This window comes from Streptomyces sp. F001 (genome assembly GCF_004187715.1).
Taxonomy (GTDB): domain Bacteria; phylum Actinomycetota; class Actinomycetes; order Streptomycetales; family Streptomycetaceae; genus Streptomyces; species Streptomyces flavusporus.
Window position 1 is genome coordinate 92,135 of sequence record NZ_QZWF01000013.1, and the last position, 22,993, is coordinate 115,127.

Sequence of the window (22,993 nt, forward strand, 5' to 3'; positions counted from 1 at the left end):
ATCTCCATTCCTTGGAGGATCTACATGGCGGTGATGCTCACCTCGTCGAACTCGGTGGTGCAGCGGGCCAGGGGGCTGCGGGAGCAGACCACGAGGCCCACGTAGTAGGGGGCGTCGCCGAAGCCGGGGATCTCTCCCTCGGCGAGGGGGGTCCAGCTGACGCCGTCATCGGTGGACAGGGCTGCGGTGAAGGCGGTCCCGGTGCGCTTCAGCCGCAGCAGGCTGGGGAGTTGGGCCGTGCCGTTGCCGGTGAACGTCGACCGGCCGGCCACGGTGGTGCGCAGCATGAGCTGCGCGGTCGTCCCGCCGGAGACGATCGCCCCGGCGGCCTGGTCGAACGGCGACAGGGACTTGGCCATCAGCAGACCCACCCGGTCGGCACTCGCGCCCGTGCGGGAGACCAGCCGGGCGGTGATCTCGCAGTCGCCGGTGACCGGCCGGCGTACGAACTGGCCCGTCATTCCCTGGTTGTTGAGGGTCAGATCGGTTCCGGCACCGCGCACCACGAAGGTCCCGTCTTCGTATGCGGTGCTGCCGGGGGTGCGAACGTACACCACGCCGTAGGCGCCGAGTTCGTGTTCGTCGAGTACGACGTCGCCGAGGTCGCCGTACGACCAGGGTGCGGACGGCGGGGTGCCGACGGTGAGCGTGAGGGTGGAGGTGGCGGTGCCCGCCGCGTTGGCCGCGGTGGTCGTGACCCTGAACTCTCCCTTCTCGGTGGGTGTTCCGGAGATCAGGCCGGTGCGCGGGTCGAGGCGCAGGCCGTCGGGCAGGCCGCGCGCGGTGAACCGTACGGGTTCGTGCGCGGCCCGCAGCAGATGACGGAACTCGTCGCCCCGGTTCGCGAACGCGGTGTCCTGGGAGACGAACTCCGGCTTGGCGGGGGTCGGCATCTCGGCGTGCGCCGGAGCCGAACGCGGGCCGCGTCCGTCGGAGTTGGTCTTGACGACGGCGTAGTGGTACGTCGTGCCGGGTCTGCCGGTGGCGTCCGCGTACCGGATGCGGGTGCCGAAGCCGACCGGGCCGACACCGTTCGCGAGCGTCGTGTACGGACCTGCCGCGTCCTTGGCACGCAGCACCGTGTACGTGGCCGAGAGGTCCGGGTCGCTCCAGCCGAGCTCGACGGCGTCGGCACCGGTGGCCGCCCGCAGGTCGGTGGCGGTGCGCGTGGGGCGTGGCGTGTGCCAGACCTCGCCGGTGGCCGACGATGTCACGCTGACGTTGTCGAAGGCGCCGGTGCCGGTCTCGGCGTACGCCTCGTCGACGCCCAGGCAGGAGGTGAGGACGAGCCCCGCGTATGTCTCACGCCCCAACTCGACCTCGGTGGAGCCGACTTCGGTCCACCGGATGCCGTCCGGGGAGAGGGAGCCGGTGCAGCGTCGGCCCTTGCGCTCCACGCGCACCCAGTACGGCATCCGCAGCCGGTAGCCGTCGCCGGCGCCCTCGACGTACGGCGCCTGGAGGGGGGTCGCCGACTCCGGCAGCGCGCCGAGGTCGGAGATCGGGAACGCCGCGGCGTTGGTGATCGCCTGCTGCTGGGAGGGCGGCACGGGCGTGCTGCCGGTGCTGGAGACGGACGCCCCGGCCGACGGGCGGACGGACCACACGCCGCTCCAGGTGTGCAGCGGCAGCCCCTGGATCAGCATCGAGGCGTGCGCGGCGTCCGGGTCGAGCAAGTCGCGGACGGTGACGCCGATCTTGGAGTACTGGGAGCTGAGCGGGAACACGATCCGCGCGGTGACGACGCCGTCGCCGTACAGCGGCAGGTGGGCGAGCCGGTAGGTGTCCGCGGTGCCGCTCGCCGTCAGCACGAAGCGCTCGCCGTCGAAGGATGCGGAGCCCGGAATCCTCACGTTCCCCAGGTCCCGGGTCGACCAGGGCGCGGGGAGACCGGCAGTCACCGCGGTCCAGGCGGAAGCCGCGCTCGTGCCCAGGGAGTTGGTGGCGGTGACCGTGTAGTGGTACGTCCGTCCCGGGCGGACGTCGTGGTCCGTGAACCTCGGCGCCTCGACCCCGGACGCGAGCCGCTTGTACGGTCCCTCCGGGCTGGTGGCCCGCCGGACCGTGTAGCCGGTCGCCCACGCCGACGGCAGCCAGGACACAGTCACGGCGTGGTCGTCGCCGACCGCTGTGATCCCGGCGGGTGCCGTCGGCGCGGCGGGTGAGGCGGGCTCTGTCCCGGCGTAGGTGAGCGTGCCCCAGCCCGGGTGGTCCTCCTGGTAGCCCTCCATCACACGTGCTCCGTCCGTGCCCCGGAAGATGGCCTTCTCGGTGTGGGGGGCGGGTCTGCCGAGGCGCCCCGCGTAGTGCGCGTACGCCATCTCCCACAGGGGCCGGAACACGCCGCGCTGCCGGTCGGAGACGGTCAGCTTGATGTACTTGCCGGTGCGGTCGAGGTCGGGGGTGAACGGTACGGAGTTGTCGCCGAGGTTGTAGCGGGCGAAGTACTCGAAGTTGGCGAGGATCCGGTCGTCGGCGAAGCCGTACAGGTCCACGCCCTGCTGCCAGGCGACCTCGGCCGCGTCCGCCAGCAGGCCGACCGCGAGCTGTTCGTGGGCCTGGTCGCGGCCGGACTCCTGGCCCTGGCCCGCGGCGGTGACGATGCGGTGCAGCACCGAGCCGTTGCCGGACCCGGCGGCCGCGAACCGCAGGGCGTCCTCGAACATCACCCGGTTGTCGCAGAACACGGCGATGGCGAGGATGGTGCGCAGCGCGGCGATGTCCCAGTTGCCGTTGGCGTACAGGCAGTAGCCGGACAGGGCCGGATACCAGACATCGGTGAAGGAGCGCTCGCAGCGCAGCACGGACTCCCGGGGCCAGCCGTCGTAGCCGCTGTGCCGCAGGATCTCGGCGGCGTTGACGAACTTGAAGCCCTGGATCCCGGCACCTAGTTGCCCGTCGGCGCCGGTGATGCCGGTGAGGGAGGCGGCCCAGACGTCGAGGATGTCGCGGGCCTTGTCGGCGTGGCGTACGTCGCCGGTGACCGCCCACATCAGGGCGTTCTGGTAGGTGGCGGCCGCGTCGGTGACGGTCTGGCTGGTGTTGTCGGTGGGGCCGCGGCCCCAGGTGGTGATCTGTCCGGTGTTGCGGACGGCGTAGGTGTGCTGGGAACGGAAGTCGGCGGCCAGCGCGGCGAAGCCGGAGGTGATCGGGGCGCGTCCCTGCGCCACCGCGGACTTCATCCGGGCCAGGTCCGCCCGGGAGTGCAGCAGACCGGGGTGCGCGAAGGCGAACGCCGCTTCGGCGGCCTGGGCCCACGCGGGCGTGGCGGCGGCGGACAGCAGTCCGCCGCCGGCCACGGCCGCGAGTCCCGCCGTGCCGAGGAGCGTCCGTCGGCTGAAGGAAGGCACGGGTCACTCCTGGATTACGGGTTCTGCACGGTCAGTACGAGGGCCTTGGTGGCCGTGCCCGCGCTGTTGGTGGCCGAGACAGTGACCGTGTGGGTGCCGCGTTTCTGCGGGGTCCCGGAGATCAGTCCGGTCTTCTCGTCGATCCTCAGGCCCTCCGGCAGCCCCTCGGCACCGAACGACGTCGGCAGCGCGGTCGCAGTGACGAGGTGGTTGAAGATGCGCTTCTTGGTGGTCGTCACCTCGCCCGCGCTGGTGATCTCGGGGGCCACGGTGGCGGCCGGCGTGGCGGCGTCCAGGAAGCGGAGGTCCTTCACGTGCTCGTTGACGAACATCGGGACCATGTCCGGGATCAGATACCAGCCGGGCTTGCGCATCTTGTCGTGGATGACCGTGCCGTTGATCTGCAGGTTCTGGAAGGTGAGGTTCTTGATGGCGCGGTCCGCGTCATAGCCGACGACGATCGGCATGATGGCGTTCCTGCCGTCGTACGACAGGTTCCGGACGTAGACGTCCTGGATGCCCCGGCCGGGCGTGGCGTTGTACCGGTTGGCCATGACCCGCATGTTGAACAGCTGGCCCCAGGTGAAGTCCTCCACCCGGACGTCCTGGATGCGCACGTTCCGGATGAGGTTGCTGTCGCCGGGGTTCAGGGCGAAGCAGCCCTGGTAGAGGACCTGCGGTTCGCGGTGCTGGAGGACGTCGATGTTGCTGAAGACGATGTTCTCGATGACCTCGGGCTTCTCCGGGTTGCCGTGTGTGCCCATGTTCACGGGGTGCGCGACGTCCGCCCACAGGGTGGAGTTGCGGACGGTGACGTTGCGGCAGTCGCCGTAGTAGTCCCAGCGGTGGGCGTAGATGGCGATGCAGTCGTCGCTGTTGCGCATCCAGACGCCCTCGATCAGGACGTCCTCGCTGCTGAACACGTCGATGCCGTCGCCCCACTGGCCGGAGCTGTAGGAGTGCAGGTTGCGGACGGTGACCTGCTTGGACTGGCCGATGGTGCACGAGTAGCCGGTCTTGAGGTTCATGACGAGGACGCCGTCGATCTCGATGTTCTTCGAGAACGCCACCGTGGTGCCGCCGTCCGTCTCGGCGATGATGCCACGGCCAATCAGCCGGGCGTTCTCCACGTTGTTGAACGACACCTGGGCCTTCAGCACGGCGCCGCCGGCCAGGTAGACCGTCTTCCCGCTGGGCACCTGCAGCACGTTGTCCGGGACGGTGTGGATACCCGGGCCGAAGTAGATGACGTCCTCGTCGTCCTCCTCGGGCCGCCTCTTCTCGATCGGGTTGGCGTGCAGTTGCAGGTTGCCGTAGATGTCACCGTCGATCTCGATCGAGAGGTTGCGCGGCTCGGTGAGACTGAAGGTGATGGTGTCGCCGCTGACCTCGTGCGGGATGGCGTACGACAGCGGGCGGATCCGTGCGGAGCCGATGGCGCCCTTGGACGAGGTGACCTGGACCTCGACGGTGCCGGTGAAGTCGAGGCCGGCGACCGAGGTGTGCCGGATGATGCCGGCGCCGGTCTTCTCGTTGATGGTCTTCGTGCCGACGCGCAGGACCGGCACCGGCTTCCACTGGCCACCGGGGGTGCGGGCCTTGACGACGAAGCTCGTGTTGATCGGCATCGCGCCCGGCACGGGGTGGATCACCAGCCGGTCGCCGGCCTCCGGTCTGTCCTCATCCGCTGCCGCGGTGCCTGCTGCCGCTCCGATCAGGGAGTAGGCCGCTGCGGCGGCTCCCGCGGCCTGGATGACGGTGCGCCGGGTCAGGCCGGTGCTCTGGGTTTCGTTCATGGTGAAGTTCCTTAAGAAAAAGGGAAGTTGGCTACTTGAGACCGGAGGTGGACATTCCGGCGACGAAGCCGCGCTGGGCGACGAGGAAGATCAGCAGGATCGGGACGACGTACATCACGGAGGCCGCGGCCTGGAGGTTGGCGACGGGCGCGCCGGCCCCGTTGACGTAGGTGGTCATGACGGCGACGGCGAGCGTGGAGTGGTCGGTGGACAGCAGCAGCTGCGGGGCGATGTAGTCGCCCCAGGTCCAGGTGAAGGCGATGATGAAGCTCGCGGAGAGCACCGGCCAGGACTGCGGCAGGAAGATCCGCCAGAAGATCTGGATATAGCCGGCGCCGTCGATGATCGCGGCCTCCTCCAGTTCGCGGGGCAGGCCGGCGAAGAACTGCCGGAAGAGGAAGACCAGGTACGGCGCGGCGGACAGGCCCCACAGCACCCACGGCCAGTAGGTGTCGACCATGCCGAGCTTCGCGAAGATCAGATAGGTCGGGAAGAGCGTGATGAGCTGGGGCAGCATCATCGAGCCGAGCAGGATGCCGAACAGGATCTTCTTGCCGGGGGCGTTCAGGCGGGCGAAGCCGAAGCCGACCCAGGCGGAGCTGAGGGTGACCAGCGTGGCGTAGATGAGGGCGATGACGAGGGAGTTGCGGGCGTAGCCGAGGAAGTCGATGAGGTGGAAGGCGTCGGCGAAGTTGTGCCACTGGATCGTGTCGGGCAGCCAGTGCACGGGGGACGCGGCCAGTTCCTCCGGTGACTTCAGTCCGGCGAGGACCAGCCAGCCGAAGGGGCCGAGGAAGAGACCGGTGACGGCGACGAGGACCGTGTAGAGGACGAGGCGGTTGACGCGTACCCGCACCCGGGCAGCGGACTTCGGCGGCAGGCTGGTGACGGTCACTTCTTCGCCTCCGGGTCGACGTTGTAGAACACCACGCCGGACGAGAACCTGAAGATGAGTCCGGTCGCGACGAGGATCAGGACGAAGAGCACCCACAGCAGCGCGGAGGCGTAGCCGTAGCGGCCGACCGCGAAGTACTGCGCGAACACGTGCATCATGTACTGGTAGTTGGACTGCGGAATCGCGGTGACGCCGGCGGTGGTGGCGTCGGCGGACAGCAGCAGCGGCATGATGGTCTGGACCGAGGCGATCACCCCGGTCACGGTCTGGAAGAGCAGCACGGGCGACAGCAGGGGCACGGTGATGCTGCGGAAGGTCCGCCATGCGCTCGCCCCGTCGATGCGGGCCGCCTCGTGCAGCTCGCGGGGGACGTCCTGGAGCCCCGCCAACGAGATGATCATGATGTTTCCGGCGCCCCAGAGCACCACCATCAGCAGGACGTAGCGCGCGTAGGGGTCGGCGAGCCAGCCGAGGGCGTCGAAGCCGAAGATGTTCAGGGCACCGTTGGTGGCACCGGAGTTCGTGTCGAAGAGCTGCTTGAAGGCGATACCCGCGCCCACCGGCGGCACCACGGCCGGCAGATAGAGCAGGGTGCGGAACAAGCCGCGCGCCTTCAACGGCCGGTTGACCAGGACGGCGAGCCCGAGCCCCCCGATGATCGACAGCGGCACCGAGGTGATGGCGAACAGGCCCGTACGCCCCAGGGCGTCCCAGGTCACCGAGTCGGACAGCAGCTCGCGGTAGTTGTCGAGCCCGACGTAGCGCCAGTGCGGCGAGATGCCGTCGAACGTGGTGAAGCTCAGCCACAGCGCGTACGCCATGGGGGCGATGGTCAGCAGCAGGAAGCCGATGATCCACGGCGAGGTGAACATGTAGAAGGCGCGTTGCCGGCGCGCGTTCATGGAGATCCGCGGCCGGTTCGCCGCCGCGGGCCGGTCGGCCGCCTTGGCCGTATCGGTGCCGCCCTGCGCGGAGGATATCTGCCCGACGGTCATCCCACCTGCTCCTTACCGCGCTTGAGCTGCTCGTTCATGGCCGAGTTCAGCCGCCGGGCGAGGGTGTCCACGGACATGTCGCCCCTCATCGCCGCAGGGGCGATCTGGTTGAAGATGGACTCCAGGCCTTCCCACTTGGCGTAGGGGGTGAAGGAGGCCACGGAGAAGTGCTTCAGTTCGGCCTCCTGCACCTTGAGCACCTGTTTCTGGTGCTCCTCCTGAGCCGGCATCAGGGAGCGCAGGGACTTCAGGGTGGGGATACCCCAGCCGCCCGAGGCGCGTGCCTTGGCCGGTGCCTCGCCGAAGAACCACTCGAAGACCCGCCACGCGGCGTCCTTGTTCCGCGCCTTGCGGGGCATCCACAGGCCGGTGCCGCCCTGGCAGGTGCTGATCCGCGGACCGCCCTCGAACACCGGGGCGGGGGCGAGACGGGACACCTCGGCCAGTTTCGGGGCGGTGTTGATCAGGCCGCCGAGCCAGTAGCCGCAGTTCGACATCGCCATGCGGTTGGCCTGGTAGGTGGGCCCGTCCCAGGTGTTGGGGTCGGGATCGATGATGCTCGGCCCGACCCTGACCCGGCAGTAGTCGATGTACCAGCCCAGGGCCTTGCGGGCCTCGGGGCTGGAGAAGTCGACCTGGGAGAAGTCGTCGGTGAACAGGTTGCCGCCGGCGGCCGCCGTCAGGCTCGTCAGCAGGATGGCCTTGCCGAGACCGTTGTAACTGCCGCCGAACACGGTTGTCTGCCCGTTCTTGCGCTGCACCAGCCGCTCGGCGTTGTCCAGCCACTCCTCGTAGGTGACCGGTTCGGTCTCCGACGGGTAGTCGACGCCTGTCTTGTCGAAGAGCGCGGTGTTGTACCAGTACATGGAGTCCTGGGAGAAGTCCTTCGCCATGCCGTAGCGCGGACCCTTGCCCTGCGTCCTGCCGTCGTAGCGCCACAGGTCGTTGACGGGATCGAGGTCGTCGAGCCTGAGGATGCTGCTCCTGGCGAAGTACGGGTCGAGCTCCTCGGCCACGTCCCGCGCCGCGAAGTACGCCGCGTCCACGGCGCCGATGCCGCGCACCAGATCCGGCGGGTTGCCGTTGGTCAGCATCGCGATCAGTTTGGTGATGTCGTACTTCACCGTTCTGATCTTGACGCCGAGGTCCTTCTGGGCCTGCTTGATCAGCTCCGGGGTGAGGTCGTCGGGGTTGATCATCAGTGTGACGGTCTCCCCCGAGCCGCTGACTCCGGAGGACACCTGCATCGCACAACCGCTCAGCGCCGCCGCACCGGCCACGGCGCCGCCGGCCGACAGGGCGAGAAACCGGCGGCGGCTGGGGGGAGCACCGGCGTGGGAAGGCATGGGGGCCTCACCTTCTGGTTCGGGGAGCACGGCACGGCCGGATCGCGGATCTGGCCGCAGTAACAAGTAGCAACCGGTTGCTATGACCGAGTGGCCAGAGCTTCGGCCCGTCCGGAGGGCGCGTCAAGAGTCCTCGCGGAATTTCGAAAGGTCCACGAAACGCCGATGACCCGCCCCAAGAGGCCCGACGGCGAGCCTCAACTGACCGCTGACCAGCGCGGACCCAGGATCGCCGCACGGGCGCGAAACCGGGCGGCCACTTCGACAACCGGTTGCCCACATCTCGCAGGGCGGACGCGCTCGGCACCCGTCCTCCGTCGTGACGTCGGCTTCCGTGGCCGACGACCCGAAAACTTGCGGATCTTCCGCCGCGTTCCGCCGATTGACCCTCCGTCGACTGCGGATCTACGGTAGAAGACGCTTTCAGAAAATGTTTCCGCCCACCCCTCGCTCTTCAGGAGACTCATGCCCAGCGCCCCGCTGCCCCGGGCCGTGTTCGCCATGGATCCGGTACATCTCCCGCTGCTCTTCCCCGAACCCCTGATGGCACGGCTGCAGCAGACGGCCGAGATCGACCCCACGTTCGTCGTACGGGACTTCACCGCCCCCGGCGCCGCAGCGCAGCTGGCCCGCGCCGACGTGCTGATCACCGGCTGGGGCTGCCCGCACCTCGACGAGGACACCCTCACCGCGGCACCCGGCCTGCGCGCGGTCCTGCACGCCGCCGGCTCCGTCCGCTCGCTGGTCGGTGAGGCCCTGTGGAAGCGCGGCGTCACCGTCTCCAGCGCGGTCACCGGCAACGCCCTGCCGGTCGCGGAGTACACGCTCGCGATGATCCTGCTGGCCGGCAAGGACGCCTTCACCCACCGCGAGCGCTTCCGCGCCACGCACGCCCACCCGACCCCCGCCGAGACCGCCGCCACCGGCAACCTCGGCCGCCGCGTCGGCGTCATCGGCGCCTCGCGCGTGGGCCGCAGACTCCTCGAGCTGCTGCGTCCGTACGACTTCGAGGTCCTGCTCCACGACCCCTACGTGAACGCCGCCGAGGCCGCCGCGCTCGGCACCCGGTCCGTGTCCCTGGAGGACCTGCTGAGCAGCAGCGACATCGTCAGCCTGCACGCACCGGACATTCCCGAGACCCAGCACATGCTGGACCGCGAACGCCTCGCGCTCATCCACGACGGCGGCGTCCTCATCAACACCTCCCGGGGTGCCCTCGTCGACCACGACGCCCTCACCGACGAGCTGCTCTCCGGCCGCCTCAGCGCGGTTCTCGACGTCACCGAACCCGAGCCGCTGCCCGCCGAGTCGCCCCTCTACCGGCTCCCCAACGTCTTCCTCACCCCGCACATCGCGGGCTCGCTCGGCAACGAACTCGAGCGCCTCGGCCGCATCGTCGTGGAGGAGCTGGAGCGCCTGGCCGCGGGCCTGCCCCTCGCCCACGAGGTGCGCCAGGCGGACCTGCCCCGGGTCGCCTGACGCCCACCGCGCGAGGGTTGTCCACAGGCGTCCTACCTGGAGGAACGATGGGATACGGTTTCCGCACCGGAAGCGAGCGCGCCCGCCCCGGTGTTCGGGTCACGACGGTGAAGGAGCCGCAACGGTGAGTCAGCGCAAGGCACCGGGCGACGCCGGCCGGGCGACCATCCGGGACGTGGCGGAACGCGCGGGCGTCTCCGTGGCGAGCGTGTCGCGCGTGCTGTCCGGCAACTATCCGGTCTCCGACGACCTGCGCCGCAGGGTGATGAAGGTCGTCCGGGACCTGGACTACGTGACCAACGCCCATGCCCGCTCCCTGGCCGGTGGCGGGACCCCGACGGTCGCGATCCTCATCAACAACATCACCGGCGCCGCCTTCGCCCATGTGGCCAAGGGCGTCGAGGGCGCGGCCACACTGCGCGGCTGGCTCTCGCTGGTCGGCACGACGGGCGACGACCCGGAGCGCGAGCTGGCCCTGGTGAACCTCATGCGCCAGCAGGGCGTGGCCGCCGTCGTGCTGCTCGGCGGCGCCTACGACTACGACGAGTACCAGCTACGCATGGCCCGCTTCGCCCGCTCCCTGGACGCGGCCGGCTCCCACCTCGTCCTGGTCGGCCGGCCACCGCTGGAGGGCGACGTCCCGGCGACGACCGTCGACTACGACAACGAGTCCGGCGCCTACGCGATGGCCAGCCACCTGCTGTCCGCCGGCCACCGGGACATCCTCGTGCTGCCGGGTCCCGCCGAACTGACCACCGCACAGGGCCGGTTGCAGGGCGCCCGGCGCGCCTTCGAGGCGTACGGGGTGCCGTTCGAGCCGGGCATGGTGCGGCACGGCCCGTACGACTACGAGCACGGCTACGAGGCCGCCGGGACGGCCCTGCGCGAGAAGCTCGACTTCACCGCCGTGCTCGCCGGCACCGACGTGGTCGCCGCGGGCGCCATGCAGGCCCTGCGGGCGGCCGGACTGCGCGTGCCGGAGGACGTGTCGATCGTGGGCTACGACGACATCCCGCTGGCGTCCCAGCTCACCCCCCAACTGACCACCGTGCACGTGCCGTACGAGGAGATGGGCCGGGTCGCCCTGCGCGCGGTGGCCGACCGGCGCGAGGGCGGGGCAGGGCGGCGCAAGGGGACCGACGGGGAGCATCTCGTGCTGGGCACCCATGTCGTCGTACGCCACTCGGTACGGCCGCCCCGGCGGCGCGGTTAGCCGCCCAACGGCCCGATCCTGTTTCCGTAAACGTTTTCCACCATTCCACCCAAACAAATTGCCGCAGACCTCTTGCTAGAGCCCAGGACTACGGCCTACCTTCCCAGCAACCGGTTTCTATCACTTCTGCCTGGCCGCCCCGTCCGCCGAGCCGACGGTTCTCAGACCGCCCTCGCCGGCCAGTACCGAGCCGCCGCGTCCTCCCGTTGCGAGACGCCTACTTTCCGAAGGAACACGGTCAGATGAACTTCACCAGCCCCCGGAGAAGGTTCGCCCGCGCCGCAGTCGCGGGTCTCGCGCTCACCGGTCTGCTCGCCGCCTGCGGCGGCTCCGATTCCGACTCCGGAGACTCCTCGGGTTCCGGCCCGGTGACCCTCCCCTTCTGGGGCTGGGCGAACGGCCAGGAGGCGGTCGTCAAGGCCTTCAACGCCAGTCACGAGGACGTCAAGCTCAAGTACACGAAGGTCACCGACCAGCTGACCATGCAGAAGCAGCTGACCAACGCGGTCAAGGCGGGCAACGCGCCCTGCCTGGTGCAGAACACCGCCGAGTACGTGACCAGTTGGGTCGCGGAGGGTGCGCTCGCCGACATCACCCGGTACGTCGAGGGCGAGAAGGACAAGTTCAACGCCGGCTCCTGGGCCGGCGCCCAGGTGCAGGGCAAGCTCTACGGCGTCCCGACCAGCTCCTCGCCGAACTTCACGATCTACCGGGCCGACATCTTCGAGAAGTACGGCATCGAACCCCCCGCCACCTGGGACGACTTCATCGCCGCGGGCAAGGAGCTGAAGAAGCACAACATCAAGATCACCAACTATGCCGGTGAGGACCCCAGCACCCTGGAGGTGCTCGCCATGCAGGCCGGCGCGCACTGGTACGCCGTCGACGGCAACTCCTGGAAGGTGAACTTCCAGGACGAGGGCACCCTCAAGGCCGCCGAGGTGATCCAGGAGATCATCGACAACGACCTCAACTCCAAGCTGTCCTTCGCCGACTACGCCGCCGTGCAGCGCAACTACGACAAGGGCGGCACCGCGACCCGGCAGATCTCCACCTGGCAGATGGCCGGCATGGTGCAGAACTTCACCGAGTCCTTCGGCGACTGGGCGCTCTCCCCCTGGCCGACGTTCACCGGCGAGGCGCCCAAGACGCCTGCCGGCACCAACCTCACCGGCAGCGTGACCCTGGTGACCGAGCAGTGCGAGCACCAGGAGCAGGCCGCCGAGGCGGCGCTGTGGATGTCGACCGACGCGGGCGCGGTCAGGACGATGGCGAGCCCGGAGACCGGCAACGGCGTGATGCCGGCCCTCGCCGACAGCGAGGCGTACGTCAGCGAGTCGATCTCCGAGAAGCTGCTCGGCAAGAACTACGAGCCCGCGCAGAAGATCGTGACCGACAGCCTCGGCACCGTCACCACCGACTGGACCTTCGGCCCGAACTGGACCGCGATGTTCACGGAGATGCAGGCCGGCTGGGCCAAGGTCGTCAACAAGGAACAGAAGGTCACCGACCTCCTGGCGCACATGCAGGAGTGGACGGTCAGCGACCTGAAGTCCCGCGGTATCAGCGTCAAGGGCTGAGGCAGCTTCCGATGATTCGCTCCCTGCGCTGGAAGGGCGCCGCCTTCACGGTGCCCTTCCAGCTCGGCTTCGTCTTCCTCTACCTGCTCCCGATCGGGTACGCCGTCCACCAGTCCCTGTTCACCGAACAGAGCTCGGGCCTCGGCCTCGGCGGCTCCACGGAGACGTTCTCCGGGCTCGAGAACTACCGACAGGGCCTGACCGACTCCGCGTTCATGGGCTCCGTCCTGCGTGTGGTGCTGTTCGCCTGTGTGCAGATCCCGGTGATGCTGCTGATCAGCCTGATCCTGGCGCTGTTCCTGGACGCGCTCACCGCACGCGCGGCCGGCCGCTTCCGGATCCTGCTGCTGGTCCCGTACATGATCCCGGGTGTGGTCGCCGCGATCGTCTGGATCAACCTCTACAGCCCCGAGGTCGGCCCGCTGACCCCGCTGGGCGAGGCCTTCGGCTTCGACTGGAACTTCTTCGCCCCGTCCATGGTCTGGCCGTCCATCGGCAACCTGCTCACCTGGCACGGCATCGGCTACAACATGGTGATCATCTACGCCGCCCTGCAGGCGGTGCCCCGCGAACTCTTCGAGGCCGCACGCCTCGACGGCGCCTCCGAGCGCCGGATCGCGCTCAGCATCAAGATCCCGCACGTGCGTGGCGCACTCGTCCTGACGGGCATGCTCTCGATCATCCAGATGCTGCAGATCTTCAACGAGCCGGCCCTCTTCCGCAACGTCACACCGCAGACGGTGGACGACAGCTTCACCCCGATCATGATCATCTACAACCAGGCGTTCAACGCCGGCGACTACCACTACGCCGCGGCCCTGTCGGTACTGCTCGCGCTCATCCTCGGCGTCGCCTCCTTCCTCTTCTACCGGCTGACTTCGAGGGAGGCCGACTGATGGTGCTCACCGAGGACCGTACGAAGAAGCCGCCCACGCGCACGGTGCGCCGCCTGGGCCGCCCTGACCGCGCTGCCCGTTCACGGGGCGGGCAGCGCTTCCTCCTCATCGGCCTGCTCCTGGCAAGCGTCTACAGCCTCTTCCCGGTGTGGTGGCTGATCGTCGCCGCCACCAAGGACCGCACCGGGCTGTACCAGAGCAACGGCCTGTGGTTCTCCGGCATGCACCTGTGGGACAACCTGCAGCAGCTCTTCACCTACGACGACGGCATCTTCCTGCGCTGGACGGCCAACTCGCTGCTGTACGCGGGCGTCGGCTCCCTGGGCGGCACCCTCATCGCCCTCGCCACCGGCTACGGCCTCGCCCGCTTCGACTTCCCCGGCCGCCGGCTGGTCTTCGCCTGCGTGGTGGGCTCGTTCCTGATCCCGATCGCGCTGCTGACGCTCCCCCTCTACCTGATGTTCTCGGAGATCGGCCTGGTCGACACCCCGTGGGCGATGCTGATCCCCTGCCTGATCAATCCGTTCAGCGTGTACCTGGCCAAGGTCTACACGGAGTCGGCCATCCCGTTCGAGCTGCTGGAGGCGGCCCGCATCGACGGCGCCGGCGAGCTGCGTATCTTCTTCAGCATCGTGCTGCGCATGATGACGACCGGCGGCGCCACCGTCTTCCTGCTCGCCTTCGTCAACACCTGGAACGCCTTCTTCCTCCCCCTCACCGTCCTGCGTGGCGAGGAGAACTGGACCCTCAACCTGGGCCTGTACAACTGGTCCGGCAAACGCCTCGAATCCGGCGTCGACCTCACCAGCCTCGTCCTGACCGGTGCGCTGATGTCCATCATCCCGATGGCGATCATGATGGTCGCGATGCGCCGCTACTGGCGGACGGGCGTCACGCTGGGGGCGCTGAAGTGACCCTGCTGCACAACCCGTCATCCGTGGCTTCGCCCTGACGTGCACGCCGTAGCAGGCGGAGGTCTTCACAGTCCTGCGATTCCGGTGTCTTCACGTCTCCGTGCCGCACACTTACTGTAGGAAGCGCTTTCTATCCCGAGGTCGGTGTGCCGACCCACGAAAGCAGTGCTGGTCGCGACTTTCGATGGCCCTCGGGCGGGCCGGAGGGGCGGTTTCCGATGGGCCGTACGGCAAGTGCGAGCGCTCCGGCCGGGCCGACGCTGGCGGTGGTGGCCCGTGAGGCGGGGGTGTCGGTGCCGACCGCGTCCAAGGTGGTCAACGGCCGCGAGGACGTGGCGCCCGAGACGCGCCGCCGGGTCACGGAGGCGCTGGACCGGCTCGGTTATGTGCGCAGACCGCGCTTCGACGCGGCAAAGGCACCCCGCCTCGTCGACCTCGTCGTGCACTCGCTGGACAGCTCCTGGTCCGGTGCGGTGCTGCACGGCGTGGAGCAGGCGGCGCACGACGCCGGCCTGGACGTGGTCGTCTCGGCAGGCCTCGCCCGCAGCCGCTCCGGCCGCCCGGAGCGCGGCTGGCTGGACAAGCTCACCGCGCGCGGATCGGCGGGCGTGCTGTTCAACCTGGCCGAACTGACGGAGCCCCAGTACGCGTGGCTCGCACAGCACCGCATCCCCTTCGTGATGATCGACCCGGCGCACGAACCCCCGCCCGGCGTGGTGTCGGTGGGCGCGGCGAACTGGCAGGGCGGGGTGACGGCGGCCCAGCACCTGCTGGGGCTCGGCCACGAACGCATCGCCGTCGTCGCCGGCCACCGCCGCACGATGTGCAGCAGCGCCAGGATCGCGGGCTACCGTTCGGCTCTCGCCTCGGCCGGGCTGCGGCACCGCCCGGAGTATGTGCGGCACGCCGGGTTCGACGAGGCCGTCGCCCGCGGACGCATGCGCGAACTCCTCGACCTGCCGGAGCCGCCGACGGCTGTGGTCGTCTGCTCCGACCGTATGGCCCGGGGGGTGTACGACGCCGTGGCCGAGCGGGGGTTGAGGATCCCGGACGACATCAGCGTGGTCGGTTTCGACGACCTGCCCGAGGCCCGCTGGGCCTCCCCTCCCCTGACCACGGTCCGTCAGCCCATCTCGGAAATGGCGGCCACGGCCCTGCGCCTGCTCGTCCGCATGATGGCCGGCGACCGCCCGGAGAGCACCCGCACCGAACTGTCGACCCGCCTGGTGGAAAGGTCGAGCACGGCTCGGCTGCGCGGGTAGGGACTGTCCGGCGGATCATCCTCGTGCGAGGGCCCCGGCGCCGCTTCCCCGTAGGGCGGCGCCGGGGCCGGTCTCTCGTGCGACTCGCACGTGGCTGTCGCGCAGCGAGCAGGCGGTCGGAACGAGGGCTACCCGGCGTCCGCCGTGCCGTCCGGTTCCTGGTTTCCGTCCCCGGCTCCCGGCTCGTCGGTCGGGTCGCCGGGCGCCTCCTCCGCGGCCGTCACGGTGACCGTGGCTCCCGGGGCGACGGTGGTCCCGGCCGCCGGATCGGTCTGCTGGACAAGGGCGGTGGCGGACTGCGCGGAGTCCGGGCCGTACGCGGGAACGAGTCCCAACGCCTCGAGCTCCGCGAACGCCTCCGGGACCGGTCGGCCGGCCAGGTCCGGGACCAGGACACCGTCCTCCGGCGGCTGCGTGGAGTCCTCGGCGGCCACGTGCAGGGTCACGGTCGCCCCCGCGGCCGCCGTCCCCCCGCCCTCCGGTTCCTGACCGACCACTGTGCCGGTCGTGGCACCGTCGGCCGGCACCTCGACCGGCTCGACCAGGAACCCCTCCTCCTCGAGCCGCCCGGTCGCCTCGTCGAGCGAGCTGCCCAGCACATCCGGAACCGTGACGTCCCCCGCCGTCCCGGCATCGGGGTCCGCGGGCAGTGCGGTGTCCTGACCGCCGTCGGTACCGACCGGCCGCTCGATCCCCCGGTCCGGGGCGTCCACATCGACTAGGGCTACCTTCTCCAGGCCGGAAGGATAGAGCGCTGACATGCCGGAACAGGCGGAAAAGGAACCGACTCCGCTCATCCGAACGTACGCCGCAACCACGGCACCGCTCGAACCTGGCCGGCCTACTCTCCGAGCCGGGCCGCCCAGATGATCCCGCCCCTCAGATGGGCACGGAAGTCCGGGTCGGCGTACGCCTCGGAGGCGTGTCCGAGCGCGGTGTAGAAGACGCGCCCGGCCCTCTGCTCCCGGCACCACACCAGTGGATGGTCGTCGCCCATCCGCCCGCCCTGGTACGACGACTCGTCGGCGGACACGAGCACCCGCACCGAACCCCGTGGGTTGGTGCGGAAGTCGTACCACTCGTCGGTGAAGTCCCAGACGGCCGGCAGGTGGCGGGTGGCGGGGTGATCGCGGTCCTCGACGAGGGCCTTTCCGGGCTGGTACTCGGGGTGCCGGTCGAATCGGGCGCCGAGCAGTTCGCCGTAGTACGGCCACTCGTACTCGGTGCAGGCGGCCGCGTGTACGCCGACGAATCCGCCGCCCGACTCGACGTACGCGGCGAGCTGTTCCCGTCCGGCCTCCGTCAGGACCTCGCCGCTGGTGGAGAGGAAGACGACGGCGGCGTATCCGTCCAGCGGGATCTCCAGGTCCGCGGGCTCCTCGGTGTGGTGCACGTCGAAGTCCCCGAGCGCACGGAGGGCGGCGACGGCGGCCGGGATGGAGTCGTGGCGGTAGGCGGTGGTGCGGGTGTGGACGAGGAGTCGGGGAAGCATGCTGCCGAGCGTAGACGGACCGGGACGGCGGTCCCCCTGCCCATGGAAGGTCCGAAAGTTTTGGATCCCGGCGCACACACCCGCTCATCGCGCTGCCGGACCTGGTCCGACCGGCGATCACTTCCGTCGGCCCCGGTCCGGCACCACGGGCCTACGAGTCGGCCCCGTAGGTCCCGTACTCCGGAAGCCCCGTCGATTCGAAGATGTGCACCGAGAGGCCGCCCGGCGTCGTCCGATGGCTGACGAGCCGCAGGCCGGCCGGTGCGCCGCCGTCCGGGAACAGGCGACGGCCCTGGCCCACCACGACCGGGGCGATCACAAGCCGCAACGTGTCGATCAGCCCGGCGGCGAGCAGGGACTGGGCCAACTGGGCGCTGCCGTGGATCTGCAGTTCCCGGCCGGGCTGCCGCTTCAGTTCGGCGACCTGGGCGGGGATGTCGCCGGACAGGATCGTGGTCGGGTTCCACTCGGCCTTGGTCAGGCTGTGGGAGGCCACGTACTTCGGCAGGCCGTTGAGGATGCGGGCGTTGGGGTGGTCGGTCATCTTCGGCCAGTCCCGCGCGAAGTTCTGGTAGGTACGGCGGCCGAACAGGAACGCGTCCGCCTCGCGGAGCCAGCTACCGGCCAGTCGGTCGAACTCCTCGTCCAAGTTCGGCACGAACCAGCCGCCCCGCGTGAACCCGTCGCTGGTGTCCTCGTCCGGGGACCCCGGCCCCTGGGAGACACCGTCGAGCGTCAGGAACTCCTGCACAACCAGTTTCATCACGCACCATTCTCTCTTCGGCCTCGATGGCCGATTCAACCTCCTCGGAGGGGAGACGCGACCGCTCCCACACCAAGTAACAGGCGTGATCCATTAGGTGACGCCCGGTGAGAGGCAGCAACTGCCCAGTGGTCGGGTTGCTGCGGGGTGCCTCCTGGATGGGAAATGGAGAAACCCTTGATGTCCTTGCAACGCGGCGAAACGCGGAGACCAGTTGTCGGCGTCCGGCGAGTCCACAGGGGCAGGCTCCTGGCCACGGCAGGGTTGTCTCGTCCGCGCATTGGTCATCGAGGACATCGGCGCCGAGATCGGTGACGACCTCTCCTTCAGCCTCTCCTGGCCCCACCGGAAACCGGGGATCCCGTCGCATTGCGCCAGGGCATTGCAGAAGTGGACCACGTCTCTCCAAGAGATCCCCTCGACGGGCAACTGGTCCCGCGGGCGGTGCCCGCCGCCGGCCGGTGATCTGTGCGTACAGGCCTGGTGATCTGGAACGTCGCCAGCTGGTACGGCGCAAGCTCGACGGACCAACTGCGTTGCGTCCGCCGGTCCGAGAGCGTTACCTGCTCCGGCGAGCCAGCGATCGTCTCGCTTTCTGCGGCCGGCTTGGTCACGTCCACGGACGTGGTGTACGGCGGCTGCTCAAGGGGAGGTAAAGCCGCAGGTGTTACACATCTCCCGAATACGTAACACCTGCAGCCGGTACACCAGCTGCGTGGACACGGCCGTCGGCTTCCGTGCAGACGACCGTCTGGGCGCGCGAACACTCACCGTGAACCGGGTCGGCGCGTCCTCAGATGCGGAAGAACCCAATCGCCCCCGAGTCGATGCTCCCGTAGGGTGCGCGGGTTGTCGTGGTGGAGAGGTGGTTCGGAGCGTGGCAGCCAGGGCAGTGGCGCGGGAGCAGTTGGCGGGTGCGGCGCGGGCCGCGTTGGGGGGCGGACGGCGGCTGGAGGCGGTTGAGCGGGTCGCGGGTGGCAGTAAGAAGGGCGTGTACCGCCTGGTGATGGACGACGCGACGACCGTGATCGCCTACCTGTGGGCCGATGCCGAGAACTACTGGCCGGCGGCCGAGGGTGACGACGACCTCACCGATCCGTTCTCGCCCGGTCTCGGGCTCGACCTGTTCGAGGCCGCGCACGCGCGACTGGATGCGCTCGGCGTCCGCGTCCCGGCGATCCGTCTCGTCGACCGTGATGGCGCCCACTACCCGGCCGACCTCGCGATCGTCGAGGACCTCCCCGGCGAGAACCTGGAGGAGGTGCTTGCTCGCGACCCACGCGCGGCTGCCCCCGTCATGGCCCGGCTCGGGGAGGCGCTGGAGGCGATGCGGCGTCATCGGGCCTCCACATACGGCAAGGTGGCCGTGGTCGACGCAGGAGGAACGTCGCGCGGGACGTCGTGCGAGGGGGTCGTCCTGGAGCGTGCGCTGCGGGACCTCGCCGAGGCAGGGGCGCGTGATCCGCGGATCGCGGGAGCCCGCGACCGGCTGGAGGAGCGACTGCTGGGCCTGGCGGCGGCGGTACGACCGCGCACGGAGTACGCGGTCGTACACGGCGAACTGGGGCCCGACCATGTGCTGGTGGGCACGGACGGGCACCCGGTGTTGATCGACATCGAGGGCTCGATGTACTTCGACGTCGAGTGGGAGCACGTCTTTCTGCGGATCCGCCTGCACGACGCCTACCAGCCCCTGGGCGTGGACGGACTGGACGAGGACCGGCTCGCGTTCTACACGCTGGCACAGCGGCTCTCGCTGACGGCGGGCCCACTGCGGCTGCTCGACGGAGACTTCCCCAACCGGGCGTCCATGGCGGGCATCGCCGAGTACAACCTGCGGAAGGCGCTGGAACTGGTCCGCGCCTGAACGCCCCTCACCCGTCGGCGAACTCGCACCACACGATCTTCCCCGGATCCCGCTCCCCCACGCCCCACTTGTCCGCCAGCTCCGACACCAGCAGCAGCCCGCGCCCGCCCGCGCCCTCGCCGGGCTCCCGCGCGTTCGGCACGCCGTCCCCGCTGTCGTGGACCTCGACGCACACCCCGTCGTCGTACGACAGCCGGAGCAGGAAGCCGCGGCCGGGCGGTACGCCGTGCACGAGGGCGTTGGTGGCGAGTTCGCTGACACACAGCACGACGTCGTACGCCCGCTCCCGCACACCCCAGTCGACGAGCGCCTCGCGCGTGAACGCGCGGGCGGCGGGGACGGACTGACGTTCGCGGCGGAAGAGGCGTTCCCGCGGGGACGGGTGAGGAATCTCTGCGTTCACGTGACGAGAGTCACAGGCTGTAGCCATCATGAAACAGTGCGTGCGCTCGTACAGCCGGTTTGTACGGGTGCGCGACGGTGAACGTACGTGGGCAGGTGGGGAGTTGGACCGCATGAGCACGACTCGACGGTCACGGAGGAACGCCTCGGCGATGAAGATGGTGGGCGCGCTGCTCGCCCTCTATCGCGAGGCCGCCGGATACACGCAGAAGACGCTGGGTGAGCGGTTCGTCGTCGGCGAGCAGCAGATCGCCTCGATCGAGCAGGGCCGACGGCCGCTGAAGCCGGATCTCGCCGAGCAGTTCGACGAATTCCTGCAGACCAAGGGAGCGTTGACGACTGCGTTGAGCTGGATGCCGGAGGTGGATCTCGTCCCGATGTGGGCCGAGGAGTACTTGGATCGGGAGCGGGAGGCGATCACCATCTCGTGGTACGAGAGCCTGCTGGTCCCGGGTCTGCTCCAGACCGAGGCATACGCACGAGCGATCTTCGGTAGCCGCGTGCCGGTCTACGACGAAGACGAGATCGAGCAGTTGGTGGCGAAGCGCATCGAGCGGCGGGAGGTTTTGCACCGCAAAGTGCCGCCGACGACGAGCTTCGTGATCTGGGAGGCGGCGCTGCGCGACCGCCTGGGTGGGGACGAGGTGTACTTCGAACAGGTGCGGCACCTACGCGAGTACGCCGATCTACCCGGTCTCGCACTCCAGATCTTGCCGCTCGGTCGCACCTCCCACGCCGGGCTCAATGGCCCGTTCATCCTGCTGGAAACTCCCGAGTACCAGCGGCTGGCGTACAGCGAGACCCAGCGCGGCAGCCAGTTGATCGCCGATCCTGACGGCGTGGGGATCCTCACCCAGAAGTATGCGATGCTGCGGACGCAGGCCCTCAACACCGAGGACACGAGGGACTTGTTGGACCGTCTTCTGGGAGAGCAATGAGCGGCACCGCACTTGAATGGTTCAAGTCCAGCTACAGCGGCGACGAGGGCGGCGCATGCATCGAAGTCGCCCTCCAGCCCACCACCATCCACATCCGCGACTCCAAGCCCCCACACCCCCACCTCACGTCACCCCCGCCACCTGGACCGCCTTCCTGAAGCTTGCCAACAACGCCGGTTGTTGAGTTGCTTCAGTCAGCCGCCCGCCCCCACGTCGTTGTTGGGCGCCCCGTCACCGACCGGCGGCAGATCACCGCGTTCCACCGGCTCCGTGGCATCGGAGGCGGTCGGCAGGAGGGTGTCGAGTTCGTCGGCAGACGGGTGGTGGGCGTCGAGGGCGGCCTCCCGCAACACGTCACGGGAGACGCCGGGACCGCCGCTGAGCCGCAGCACGTGCCCGTCCTTCGGCACGGCGTACTCACGCTGCTCTCCGGCGCTGCGGTACCAGGCATCGCCGTCGCGCGCGCAGTCGGGACAGTTGGCGGAGGTGACGGTGCCCCGGTCGACGGTGAGCTGGATCTGCGCGCCGGCCTGCTGTGACACGTACACGGAGGAGAAGCCGTCGCCGCCGTACACGCCGACGGACTGCTGGGCGAGGGTGAAGCCGTCCGCCTCGGTGACGTAGACGTGTTCCGGTGCGATGCCCAACGCCGAGGCGCGGGAGGCGATTTCCGCCGGATCGGCGGGCTCCTTCTCGGTGCCGCAGCCGGTGAGGAGTACCGGAATCAGCAGGGCGGCCAGGGGCAGCGCACGTACGGGACGCATCATGCGTCCATCCTGCCGCACAGGTGTTCCACAGTTGGGTAGGGGTTGCGTAGCCTCGGTGACGATGAACACGATTCCGGCACACCTGGACCATCTCGTCCTCGCAACGCCCGATCTGGCGGCGACGGTTGCCGACTTCACCCGGCGCACCGGTGTGGCACCGGCGGTCGGCGGCACGCACGTCGGTCTCGGGACCCGCAACTATCTGGTCGGTCTGGGCGGAACCGCTTACCTGGAGATCATCGGTCCGGGCCCGGAACAGTCCACGCCCGACGGGCCGCGCCCCTTCGGCGTCGACGAGTTGCCGGGACCGCGCACGCTCACCTGGGCGATCAGCCCTCCCGACCTCGACGCGGCGATCGCGGCCGCCCGTGCCCGGGGCTACGACCCCGGCCCGCCACTCCCGATGAGCCGCCGCACTCCTGACGGCACGCTCCTGCAGTGGCGCCTGACCGACGGCGTGGCCGCCCACCCCTCCGGCCTGGTCCCCTTCCTCATCGACTGGGGCGCCTCACCCCACCCCACGGTCGGACCTGCCCACCACTCCCCTGGGCCCTCTCGGCCACCACCCCCGACCCGGCCGAGCTCCGCCCCCTCCTGACCGCCCTGGACACGGAACTCACCCTCGCAGAGGGCCCGGTGGGCCTGACCTTCACGGTGGACACACCGCGGGGGCCGGTGCGGTTCGACTAAAACGACCCCTGAGCCCGACCTTGCTGCCCATTAGCATGCAAGCTTCCTATCCGACCGGGCAGCCGACGGCAAACCAATAAAAGATCGCCTCAGTTGTGTAGAGGCGGTAGCAGATGAGGGCGCCAGCGAGGTAGATCGCGCACCGGGACCAATCGACTTCTCGAACACATTGCACAAACCCCACACCCGCGTCGACGCGCTGGTGCCGGCCGTGTCGCTGGGCTGCGCCTGGCTGATCGAACCCGGGGCCGAAGTCCCCGCCCGACGGCCGATCCTGATGCGGCGCCTCAGTGACTGCGATGGGTCCGGTGGACTCAGTGGAGCAGAGCAGAACGGATGCCGCCGGGT

20 protein-coding genes are annotated in these 22,993 nt (G+C 69.4%); 10 read left to right on the top strand and 10 right to left on the bottom strand.

Annotation, left to right across the window (positions count from 1 at the left end; genetic code table 11):
• Positions 1-20: 20 nt before the first annotated feature.
• From StrepF001_RS32355 to StrepF001_RS32375, 5 genes are read right to left on the bottom strand one after another with little or no spacing between them, the layout of a single operon-like run.
• Positions 21-3,350 carry an alginate lyase family protein gene (locus StrepF001_RS32355; RefSeq protein WP_129801739.1) on the bottom strand — a complete coding sequence of 1,110 codons (3,330 nt, stop codon included), beginning with the start codon at positions 3,348-3,350 and terminating at the stop codon, positions 21-23.
• A 14-nt stretch (positions 3,351-3,364) separates the two neighbouring features.
• Positions 3,365-5,146 (bottom strand): putative Ig domain-containing protein, encoded by a 1,782-nt coding sequence (locus tag StrepF001_RS32360; protein ID WP_129801740.1) that lies wholly within the window; start codon positions 5,144-5,146, stop codon positions 3,365-3,367.
• 31 nt (positions 5,147-5,177) lie between these two features.
• Positions 5,178-6,041 carry a carbohydrate ABC transporter permease gene (locus StrepF001_RS32365; protein WP_129801741.1) on the bottom strand — a complete coding sequence of 288 codons (864 nt, stop codon included), beginning with the start codon at positions 6,039-6,041 and terminating at the stop codon, positions 5,178-5,180.
• On the bottom strand, positions 6,038-7,036 hold the full coding sequence (locus StrepF001_RS32370) for a sugar ABC transporter permease (protein ID WP_129801742.1): 999 nt from the start codon (positions 7,034-7,036) through the stop codon (positions 6,038-6,040). Before StrepF001_RS32370 ends, StrepF001_RS32365 begins: the two co-directional genes overlap by 4 nt.
• A complete protein-coding gene (locus tag StrepF001_RS32375; RefSeq protein WP_129801743.1) occupies positions 7,033-8,382 on the bottom strand; it encodes an extracellular solute-binding protein in 1,350 nt (449 codons plus the stop codon). Before StrepF001_RS32375 ends, StrepF001_RS32370 begins: the two co-directional genes overlap by 4 nt.
• Before the next feature lie 465 nt (positions 8,383-8,847).
• Between StrepF001_RS32375 and StrepF001_RS32380 the strand changes: the two genes are divergently transcribed.
• From StrepF001_RS32380 to StrepF001_RS32405, 6 genes are all read left to right on the top strand, one after another.
• Entirely contained in the window at positions 8,848-9,861 is a 1,014-nt protein-coding gene (locus StrepF001_RS32380) for a hydroxyacid dehydrogenase (protein WP_206307009.1), read from the top strand.
• Positions 9,862-9,985: 124 nt separating this feature from the next.
• On the top strand, positions 9,986-11,074 hold the full coding sequence (locus StrepF001_RS32385) for a LacI family DNA-binding transcriptional regulator (RefSeq protein ID WP_129801744.1): 1,089 nt from the start codon (positions 9,986-9,988) through the stop codon (positions 11,072-11,074).
• 242 nt (positions 11,075-11,316) lie between these two features.
• Positions 11,317-12,654, top strand: coding sequence for an extracellular solute-binding protein (locus StrepF001_RS32390; RefSeq protein ID WP_129801745.1), 1,338 nt, complete (start codon positions 11,317-11,319; stop codon positions 12,652-12,654).
• Between the two features lie 11 nt (positions 12,655-12,665).
• Positions 12,666-13,550, top strand: coding sequence for a sugar ABC transporter permease (locus tag StrepF001_RS32395; RefSeq protein WP_129801746.1), 885 nt, complete (start codon positions 12,666-12,668; stop codon positions 13,548-13,550).
• Positions 13,550-14,464, top strand: coding sequence for a carbohydrate ABC transporter permease (locus StrepF001_RS32400; protein ID WP_129801747.1), 915 nt, complete (start codon positions 13,550-13,552; stop codon positions 14,462-14,464). Before StrepF001_RS32395 ends, StrepF001_RS32400 begins: the two co-directional genes overlap by 1 nt.
• Positions 14,465-14,682: 218 nt before the next feature.
• Positions 14,683-15,726 (top strand): substrate-binding domain-containing protein, encoded by a 1,044-nt coding sequence (locus tag StrepF001_RS32405; protein ID WP_129801748.1) that lies wholly within the window; start codon positions 14,683-14,685, stop codon positions 15,724-15,726.
• A 128-nt stretch (positions 15,727-15,854) separates the two neighbouring features.
• On the opposite strand, the gene StrepF001_RS32410 is transcribed toward StrepF001_RS32405, so the two are convergent.
• From StrepF001_RS32410 to StrepF001_RS32420, 3 genes are all read right to left on the bottom strand, one after another.
• The gene (locus StrepF001_RS32410; RefSeq protein WP_165396425.1) at positions 15,855-16,487 is read right to left on the bottom strand and encodes a PASTA domain-containing protein; all 633 of its coding nucleotides are present in this window, start codon (positions 16,485-16,487) and stop codon (positions 15,855-15,857) included.
• Between the two features lie 80 nt (positions 16,488-16,567).
• A complete protein-coding gene (locus tag StrepF001_RS32415) occupies positions 16,568-17,218 on the bottom strand; it encodes a ThuA domain-containing protein (protein WP_129801750.1) in 651 nt (216 codons plus the stop codon).
• Between the two features lie 151 nt (positions 17,219-17,369).
• Positions 17,370-17,981 carry a dihydrofolate reductase family protein gene (locus StrepF001_RS32420; RefSeq protein WP_129801751.1) on the bottom strand — a complete coding sequence of 204 codons (612 nt, stop codon included), beginning with the start codon at positions 17,979-17,981 and terminating at the stop codon, positions 17,370-17,372.
• An 892-nt stretch (positions 17,982-18,873) separates the two neighbouring features.
• Between StrepF001_RS32420 and StrepF001_RS32430 the strand changes: the two genes are divergently transcribed.
• A complete protein-coding gene (locus StrepF001_RS32430) occupies positions 18,874-19,848 on the top strand; it encodes a phosphotransferase (RefSeq protein ID WP_129801818.1) in 975 nt (324 codons plus the stop codon).
• Positions 19,849-19,855: 7 nt separating this feature from the next.
• On the opposite strand, the gene StrepF001_RS32435 is transcribed toward StrepF001_RS32430, so the two are convergent.
• Positions 19,856-20,278, bottom strand: coding sequence for an ATP-binding protein (locus tag StrepF001_RS32435; RefSeq protein ID WP_129801819.1), 423 nt, complete (start codon positions 20,276-20,278; stop codon positions 19,856-19,858).
• Positions 20,279-20,363: 85 nt separating this feature from the next.
• On the opposite strand from StrepF001_RS32435, the gene StrepF001_RS32440 reads away from it, so the two are divergent.
• Both StrepF001_RS32440 and StrepF001_RS32445 read left to right on the top strand, forming a co-directional pair.
• Positions 20,364-21,188 (top strand): helix-turn-helix transcriptional regulator, encoded by an 825-nt coding sequence (locus tag StrepF001_RS32440; protein WP_165396426.1) that lies wholly within the window; start codon positions 20,364-20,366, stop codon positions 21,186-21,188.
• Complete coding sequence (locus StrepF001_RS32445; protein ID WP_240797780.1) at positions 21,185-21,346, top strand: DUF397 domain-containing protein; 162 nt, start codon at positions 21,185-21,187, stop codon at positions 21,344-21,346. Before StrepF001_RS32440 ends, StrepF001_RS32445 begins: the two co-directional genes overlap by 4 nt.
• A gap of 36 nt (positions 21,347-21,382) precedes the next feature.
• Here StrepF001_RS32445 and StrepF001_RS32450 read toward each other — a convergent pair whose 3' ends face one another.
• Positions 21,383-21,955, bottom strand: coding sequence for a hypothetical protein (locus tag StrepF001_RS32450; RefSeq protein ID WP_129801753.1), 573 nt, complete (start codon positions 21,953-21,955; stop codon positions 21,383-21,385).
• A 61-nt stretch (positions 21,956-22,016) separates the two neighbouring features.
• Between StrepF001_RS32450 and StrepF001_RS32455 the strand changes: the two genes are divergently transcribed.
• On the top strand, positions 22,017-22,553 hold the full coding sequence (locus StrepF001_RS32455) for a VOC family protein (protein ID WP_240797781.1): 537 nt from the start codon (positions 22,017-22,019) through the stop codon (positions 22,551-22,553).
• The last annotated feature ends 440 nt before the right edge of the window (positions 22,554-22,993 follow it).